General features: G+C 65.4%; 8 protein-coding genes. 4 read left to right on the top strand and 4 right to left on the bottom strand.

All coding sequences use genetic code 11. The features are described 5' to 3' along the window. Positions 1–231 precede the first annotated feature (231 nt). Genes V3596_RS04910 through thiD form a run of 4 tightly spaced genes read right to left on the bottom strand, consistent with a single transcriptional unit; the run spans position 232 to position 4465 of the window. Positions 232–789 (bottom strand): GNAT family N-acetyltransferase, encoded by a 558-nt coding sequence (locus V3596_RS04910; RefSeq protein ID WP_334276466.1) that lies wholly within the window; start codon positions 787–789, stop codon positions 232–234. A gap of 7 nt (positions 790–796) precedes the next feature. Next, complete coding sequence (gene mpl / locus V3596_RS04905; protein WP_334276465.1) at positions 797–2170, bottom strand: UDP-N-acetylmuramate:L-alanyl-gamma-D-glutamyl-meso-diaminopimelate ligase; 1374 nt, start codon at positions 2168–2170, stop codon at positions 797–799. A 19-nt stretch (positions 2171–2189) separates the two neighbouring features. Continuing rightward, positions 2190–3473, bottom strand: coding sequence for a glutamate-1-semialdehyde 2,1-aminomutase (gene hemL / locus V3596_RS04900; protein WP_334276464.1), 1284 nt, complete (start codon positions 3471–3473; stop codon positions 2190–2192). An 11-nt stretch (positions 3474–3484) separates the two neighbouring features. After that, entirely contained in the window at positions 3485–4465 is a 981-nt protein-coding gene (gene thiD, locus V3596_RS04895; protein ID WP_395385478.1) for a bifunctional hydroxymethylpyrimidine kinase/phosphomethylpyrimidine kinase, read from the bottom strand. A gap of 207 nt (positions 4466–4672) precedes the next feature. Between thiD and V3596_RS04890 the strand changes: the two genes are divergently transcribed. From V3596_RS04890 to V3596_RS04875, 4 genes are all read left to right on the top strand, one after another. Then, positions 4673–4825: a rubredoxin gene (locus V3596_RS04890; RefSeq protein ID WP_334276494.1), complete on the top strand. Its 153-nt coding sequence runs from the start codon at positions 4673–4675 to the stop codon at positions 4823–4825. Between the two features lie 70 nt (positions 4826–4895). Beyond that, positions 4896–5300, top strand: a complete 405-nt coding sequence (locus V3596_RS04885; protein WP_334276463.1) for a response regulator — start codon at positions 4896–4898, stop codon at positions 5298–5300. Between the two features lie 27 nt (positions 5301–5327). Continuing rightward, the gene (locus tag V3596_RS04880) at positions 5328–5693 is read left to right on the top strand and encodes a response regulator (RefSeq protein ID WP_334276462.1); all 366 of its coding nucleotides are present in this window, start codon (positions 5328–5330) and stop codon (positions 5691–5693) included. Positions 5694–5697: 4 nt separating this feature from the next. Continuing rightward, positions 5698–6219: a chemotaxis protein CheW gene (locus V3596_RS04875; RefSeq protein ID WP_334276461.1), complete on the top strand. Its 522-nt coding sequence runs from the start codon at positions 5698–5700 to the stop codon at positions 6217–6219. Positions 6220–6228: the final 9 nt, after the last annotated feature.

The raw sequence follows: 6228 nt of genomic DNA, 5'->3' as shown, positions 1-6228 counted from the left end.
CGGGCGTGCGCAGCACGCTTCAACAACTGACTTGGCGCGCCCTGTCTGAGCGGCACGAACGAAGTGAGTGGAGCGAGTTGCGCGCCGCCGGCCCGTGATGCGAGCACCGAGGGGAGTTGGCCGAGAGGCCAACCCGCGCACCATGAGCCCGGTGGCGGGGCCAGCCTGTGCCTACCGCCCGACCTCTGCAAGCGCGAAGCGAACGGCCGCAACGTGCGGCGGATCAGCCGTTCAGCGTGCCGCTGATTTGCTCTGTTCCCACTCTGGCCTGATCAGCCCAAACGTGTTCGCATCCACCGGCTGGCCTTGCACATACAGCAGACCCCTTGACAGCGCCTCGTGCTTGAAGCCCAGCTTCTCGGCCACGCCGCGCGAAGGGGCGTTGTTGGCCGACACCGTGCACTCCAGTCGGTAGACCTGCTGGAAGTTCTCGAAGAGATAGTCGACCAACCGGCTTGCGGCCTCGCTCGCATAGCCCTTGCCGCGCAGCGCCGGGTCGAAGATGGTCCAGCCGATTTCGCGCGCCGTCGTGTAGCGGGTGCGGGCGCGGAAATGCACCACGTTGCCGATCACTTGTTCTTCAGCGCCCTGCAGGTCGCAGATCAGCAGCATCTCGTAATCGTCGGTCGAGAAGCCGGTCTCGGCGAACTGCTTGATGACTTCGGACGGCGCGCGCATGCGGTCCGGCAGGAAGGTGCCGCGCGCCGCCGGATCGGCCGACATCTTGACGATCAGGGCCAGGTCGGCTTCGGTGGCATGGCGCAGGCCGATGCGTTCGCTGCGGATCATCTGGAGCTCAATCCTTCTTGCTCAATGCGTCCAGCAGTTTCTGATGGATGCCGGCAAAGCCGCCATTGCTCATGCACAGCACATGGTCCCCCGGCTTGGCTGCCTTGACGACCATGGCCACCAGCGCGTCGGCGTTGGCGCCGACAAGGCCTTGCGCGCCCAGGGGCTGCAGCGCCTCCGCGGCATCCCAACTCAAGCCGTCCTGGTTGCAGAAGCTCAGGTCGGCCTCTTCCAGTGCCCAGGGCAGCTGCGCCTTCATCGTGCCGAGCTTCATGGTGTTGGAGCGCGGCTCGAACACGGCCAGGATGCGCTCGAGCGGCGCGATGCGGCGGCGCAGGCCGTTCACCGTCGTGCGGATGGCCGTCGGGTGGTGGGCGAAGTCGTCGTAGACCTTGACTCCGCCCGCTTCGCCGCGCAATTCCATGCGGCGCTTGACGTTCTTGAACTCGCGCAGCGCGGCGGCTGACCGCTCGGGCGTCACGCCCAGATGCTCGGCCGCGGCAATGGCTGCCAGCGCATTCAACTGGTTGTGCTCGCCGCTCAATTCCCATTCGACGCGCGCCACCTTCAGGCTGCCGCGCAGCACGTCAAAGGCCTGCGGCTCGCCACGGGCACGCAGGGAGCCGGATTCTTCCTTGCGCCCACCAAAGCGCTGCACATCGCTCCAGCAGCCGCGGGTCAGCACGCGCTGGAGGGCTTCCTCGCGGGCATTGACGACCAGGCGACCACTGGCCGGCACGGTGCGCACCAGGTGATGGAACTGCGTCTCGATGGCGCCGAGGTCGGCAAAGATGTCGGCGTGGTCGAACTCGAGGTTGTTCAGGATGGCGGTGCGTGGCCGGTAGTGCACGAACTTGCTGCGCTTGTCGAAGAAGGCGGTGTCGTACTCGTCCGCTTCAATGACGAAAGGCGCACCGCTGCCCAAACGCGCCGAGACGCCAAAATTCTCCGGCACGCCGCCCACCAGGAAGCCCGGCTTCAGGCCGGCATGCTCAAGAATCCAGGCCAGCATCGAGGTGGTCGTGGTCTTGCCATGCGTGCCGGCCACAGCCAGCACGTGGCGGCCTTGCAAGACATGCTCGGCCAGCCACTGCGGCCCGCTGGTGTAAGGCAGGCCGGCGTCCAGGATGGCTTCCATCAGCGGGAAGCGGCCCTCGCTGGAGCGCGTGACCACGTTGCCGATCACGAACAGGTCGGGCTTGAGCTCCAGCTGCTCGGCACCAAAGCCGGTGATGAGATCGATGCCCAGCGCTTGAAGTTGCGTGGACATCGGCGGGTAGACATTGGCATCGCAGCCGGTGACCTTGTGGCCGGCTTCGCGGGCCAGTGCCGCCAGACCGCCCATGAAGGTGCCGCAGATGCCCAGGATGTGGATATGCATGCTCTTGCGCCTCGGCAGATCAGCGCAGCGCAGTGCGCGCAGCCGCCAGCGTTGCTTCGAGGTCGGCCTGGCTGTGGGCGGCTGAGACGAAGCCGGCTTCGTAAAGCGCCGGTGCCAGGTAGACGCCCGCATCCAGCATGCCGTGGAAGAACTTGTTGAAGCGTTCCTTGTCGGTCGTCATCACCGTCTGGTAGTTTTGCGGCAGCTCATCCATCAGGAAGAAGCCGAACATGCCGCCCTGGCTGTCGACGCTGAAGGGAACGCCGTTCTCGGTGGCGACCTGCTTCAGGCCATTGACCAGGAACTGCGTCTTTGTCGCCAGCGCTTCAAAGAAACCGGGCTTCTGGATCTCGCGCAGCGTGGCCAGGCCGCAGGCGGTGGCCACGGGGTTGCCGGAAAGCGTGCCGGCCTGATACACGCCACCCAGCGGCGCCAGGTGCTTCATGATTTCGCGGCTCGCGCCGAAGGCGGCCAGCGGCATGCCGCCGCCAATCACCTTGCCGAACACCGAGACATCGGGCTTGAAGCCCGGCAGGAGTGTGGCGTAGTGGCCTTGCGCGGAATGCAGGCCGACGCGGAAGCCGGTCATCACCTCGTCGAACACCAGCAGGGCGCCGTACTCGGTGCACAGTTCGCGCAGCCGCTTGACGAAGGGCAGGGCGGCGCGCACGAAGTTCATGTTGCCGGCAATCGGCTCGATGATCACGCAGGCCAGTTCCTTGCCATGCAGCTGGAAGGCTTCCTCGAGCTGCTGCAGGTTGTTGTACTCGAGCACGAGCGTGTGCTGGGCCACCTCCTCCGGCACACCGGCGCTGGTCGGGTGGCCGAAGGTGGCCAGGCCCGAGCCGGCCTTGACCAGCAGCGCGTCGGTGTGGCCGTGATAGCAGCCCTCGAACTTGATGAACTTGCTGCGGCCAGTGGCGCCGCGCGCCAGGCGGATCGCGCTCATCGTCGCTTCCGTACCTGAAGACACGAGGCGCACCTGCTCGATGCTGGGCACCAGCTTGATGATCTCTTCGGCCAGCTCGATCTCGCGCTCGGTCGGCGCGCCGTAGCTGAAACCCTCGCGCGCGGCCGAAATCACGGCCTCCAGCACGGCCGGGTGGCCATGGCCGAGGATCATCGGGCCCCAGGAGCCGATGTAGTCGATATAGCGCTGGCCTTCGGCGTCATAGATATAGGCGCCGTCGCCCCGCGTGATGAAACGAGGCGTGCCGCCGACAGCGCGGAAGGCACGCACGGGCGAATTCACGCCGCCAGGGATCACGCGCTGGGCGCGCTCAAACAGCGATTGGTTGCTCATATGGGAAATCTTCAGTGCATGCGGCGCGGCGCGCGGGTCGTCGGCTCGGCCGGGGTTTCTTCTTCATCCTCTTCCGGGGCCTGGAGCGCGATCGCGAGTGGGTTCTCGCCCAGCTCTTCGCCTTCCTCGCCCTCGGGCGGCAGGGCCCAGAAGAAGCGGTCGGGAATCACATTGCCCATGCCGGGCCGGAAGCCGGCGTCCAGCGACTGGTCCAGGAAGGCCAGGGCCTCGCCCACCGCCTCATGCGGCTCGGCGCCTACGGCCATCAGCGCGGCCAGCGAGCTGGACAGCGTATCGCCCGCGCCGACGAAGTTGACTTCGAAGCGCTCGAACTTCTCACCGGTGATCGGACCTTGCGGATTGGCCAGCACGTTGTCGACGAACTGGTTGGGCAGGCTGATGCCTGTGACCAGCACCTGCGTCGCGCCATGCTCGCCAGCGGCCACGGCCAGTTCGCGGGCCGAGGCCGGGCGCTCGCTGTCCCAGTCGGGCAGCAGGAAGTCGGTCAGGGTCTTGTGGTTGCCCACCAGCACCGAGGTCTGCGGCAGCACCAGTTCGCGAAAGGCGTCCAGATAGCTTTGCTGCTGCTCTTCATCCAGCCAGGAAATGGCCGGCAGATAGGCCACCAGGGGCACGTCCGGGTAGTCGCTGAGCACCTCGGCCACGGCGCTGACGCCCTCGGCGCTGCCCAGGAAGCCGACCTTCCAGGCACTGATGGTGATGTCTTCGAGGATGCTGCGGGCTTGCTCCACGATGGTGTCGCTGTCCAGTACCTGCTGGTCAAAGACCTCGGCGGTGTCTCGCAGCAACACTGCTGTAACCACGGGCAAGCAATGCGCGCCCATGGCGGCAATGGTGGCAATATCGCAGGCCAGACCGCTGGCGCCGCTGGGCTCGCTGGCATTGAAGGACATGACGCAGGCGGGCGATTGGGCCTCCTGCTCCGCTGGCAGCGCAGATTCGGCGCCGGCGGGGATTTCGGTTTTGCTCATGGTGCGGCGCTGGTTGGATGGCTGTTGAGCGGCTGGCCGCAGGCGGCTTTTTCGCCACGTTGGGATCAGTTTGCCGGTAAAAATGCACGGCCCCCTGAAGCGTCACATGCGGGCTTTCTCTCTCTATAAACGGCCCGACAGGCGTGGCTACAATCTTTGGCATTGTAGTGACCTGACAAAGCTATCGTGAGCGAACCTAGTACCTGGATGTGCCTGATCTGCGGCTGGATTTATGACGAGGCCGCCGGTGATCCAGAACATGGCATCGCTGCCGGTACCGCCTGGGCCGATGTGGACATGAACTGGACCTGTCCCGAATGCGGCGCCCGCAAGGAAGACTTCGAGATGGTGCGTATCTGATCTATCGATTGATTGCTTGATCAGCGCTCCGTTCCCGGGCTGAAGCCCCTAGATGTCGAGGAGACCCAGCTTGGATGTTTCTGCTCCTGAAGGCGCGCCCGCGAGCGTCAAGGTGCTGGTCATTGACGACAGCAACACGATCCGCCGCAGCGCCGAGATCTTTCTGAAGCAGGGTGGCCACGAAGTCGTGCTCGCCGAAGACGGCTTTGATGCGCTGTCCAAGCTGAGCGACTACCACCCCGACCTGGTGTTCTGCGACATCCTGATGCCGCGGCTCGATGGCTACCAGACCTGCGCCATCATCAAGCGCAATCCGCATTTCGCCGCCGTGCCGGTGATCATGCTGTCCAGCAAGGACGGCCTGTTCGACAAGGCGCGCGGCCGCATGGTCGGGTCGCAAGACTACCTGACCAAGCCCTTCACCAAAGACCAGCTGCTGCAAGCCGTGCAGCTGCATCGCCCGGCTGCTGCCTAAAGCGACCCAGGCACCGAGGAGAACCAGATGCCTATCCAGAAGATCCTGCTTGTCGACGATTCCAAGACCGAGCTGCACTACCTCAGCGAGATGCTGGTGAAGCGCGGCTTTGCGGTGCGCACGGCCGAGAACGGCGAAGAGGCCTTTGCGCGCCTGTCCGAAGAAAAGCCCGACCTGATCCTGATGGACGTGGTGATGCCAGGCCAGAACGGCTTCCAGCTGACCCGCGCCATTACCCGTGACGAGCGCTTCACCGATGTGCCGGTGATCATGTGCACGAGCAAGAACCAGGAGACGGACAAGGTCTGGGCCACCCGGCAGGGTGCCAGCGACTACGTGGTCAAGCCGGTCAAGGCGGAAGAGTTGCTGGCCAAGATCAAGGCCTTGGGCTGACACCGTGGCCAACAAGGAAGCGCTGAAGGAACTCCAGCACCGGCTCGCCGAGCGCATGCAGGCGGCGCGCGAGCAGCCGTCCACCGCCAGCTGGCTGGCGGTCGAGGCGGCCGGCGTTGGGCTGTTGTTCTCGCTCGGTCAGGCAGCCGAGATCTTTACCCCCGTACCCATGAAGGTCGTGCCCTATGCCCAGCCCTGGCTGGCCGGCGTGGCCAATCTCCGGGGCGGGCTCTTCACGGTGGTCGACCTGGCCGCCTTCCTGGGTCTTCGCGAGGCCGGCCAGGCCGCCTCGGGCTCCCGCCTGGTGACCCTGAATGCCGATCTGCACATGAACTGCGCGCTGCAGGTCGACAAGTTGCTGGGCCTGCGCGGCAATGAGCAACTGCAGCCGGATACCGAAGAGCTGCCGGCCAGTCGGCCGCGTTATGCCGGCGCCCTGATGCGGGACGCCGATGGGCGGCGCTGGCAGGTGCTGGATCTGGAAGCGCTGGTTCGCAATGAGCGCTTTGTTCGAATCGTGGTCTGAACGGCGCTG

The organism is Roseateles microcysteis (assembly GCF_036880965.1).
Classification (GTDB): Bacteria; Pseudomonadota; Gammaproteobacteria; order Burkholderiales; family Burkholderiaceae_C; genus JAUASW01.
This window is presented reverse-complemented; position numbering and strand designations above follow the sequence as displayed.

Coding starts and splice junctions, on each gene's coding strand:
- V3596_RS04910 (WP_334276466.1), bottom strand. CDS start 789: ATGATCCGCAGCGAACGCATCGGCCTGCGCCATGCCACCGAAGCCGAC.
- mpl (WP_334276465.1), bottom strand. CDS start 2,170: ATGCATATCCACATCCTGGGCATCTGCGGCACCTTCATGGGCGGTCTG.
- hemL (WP_334276464.1), bottom strand. CDS start 3,473: ATGAGCAACCAATCGCTGTTTGAGCGCGCCCAGCGCGTGATCCCTGGC.
- thiD (WP_395385478.1), bottom strand. CDS start 4,465: ATGAGCAAAACCGAAATCCCCGCCGGCGCCGAATCTGCGCTGCCAGCG.
- V3596_RS04890 (WP_334276494.1), top strand. CDS start 4,673: ATGTGCCTGATCTGCGGCTGGATTTATGACGAGGCCGCCGGTGATCCA.
- V3596_RS04880 (WP_334276462.1), top strand. CDS start 5,328: ATGCCTATCCAGAAGATCCTGCTTGTCGACGATTCCAAGACCGAGCTG.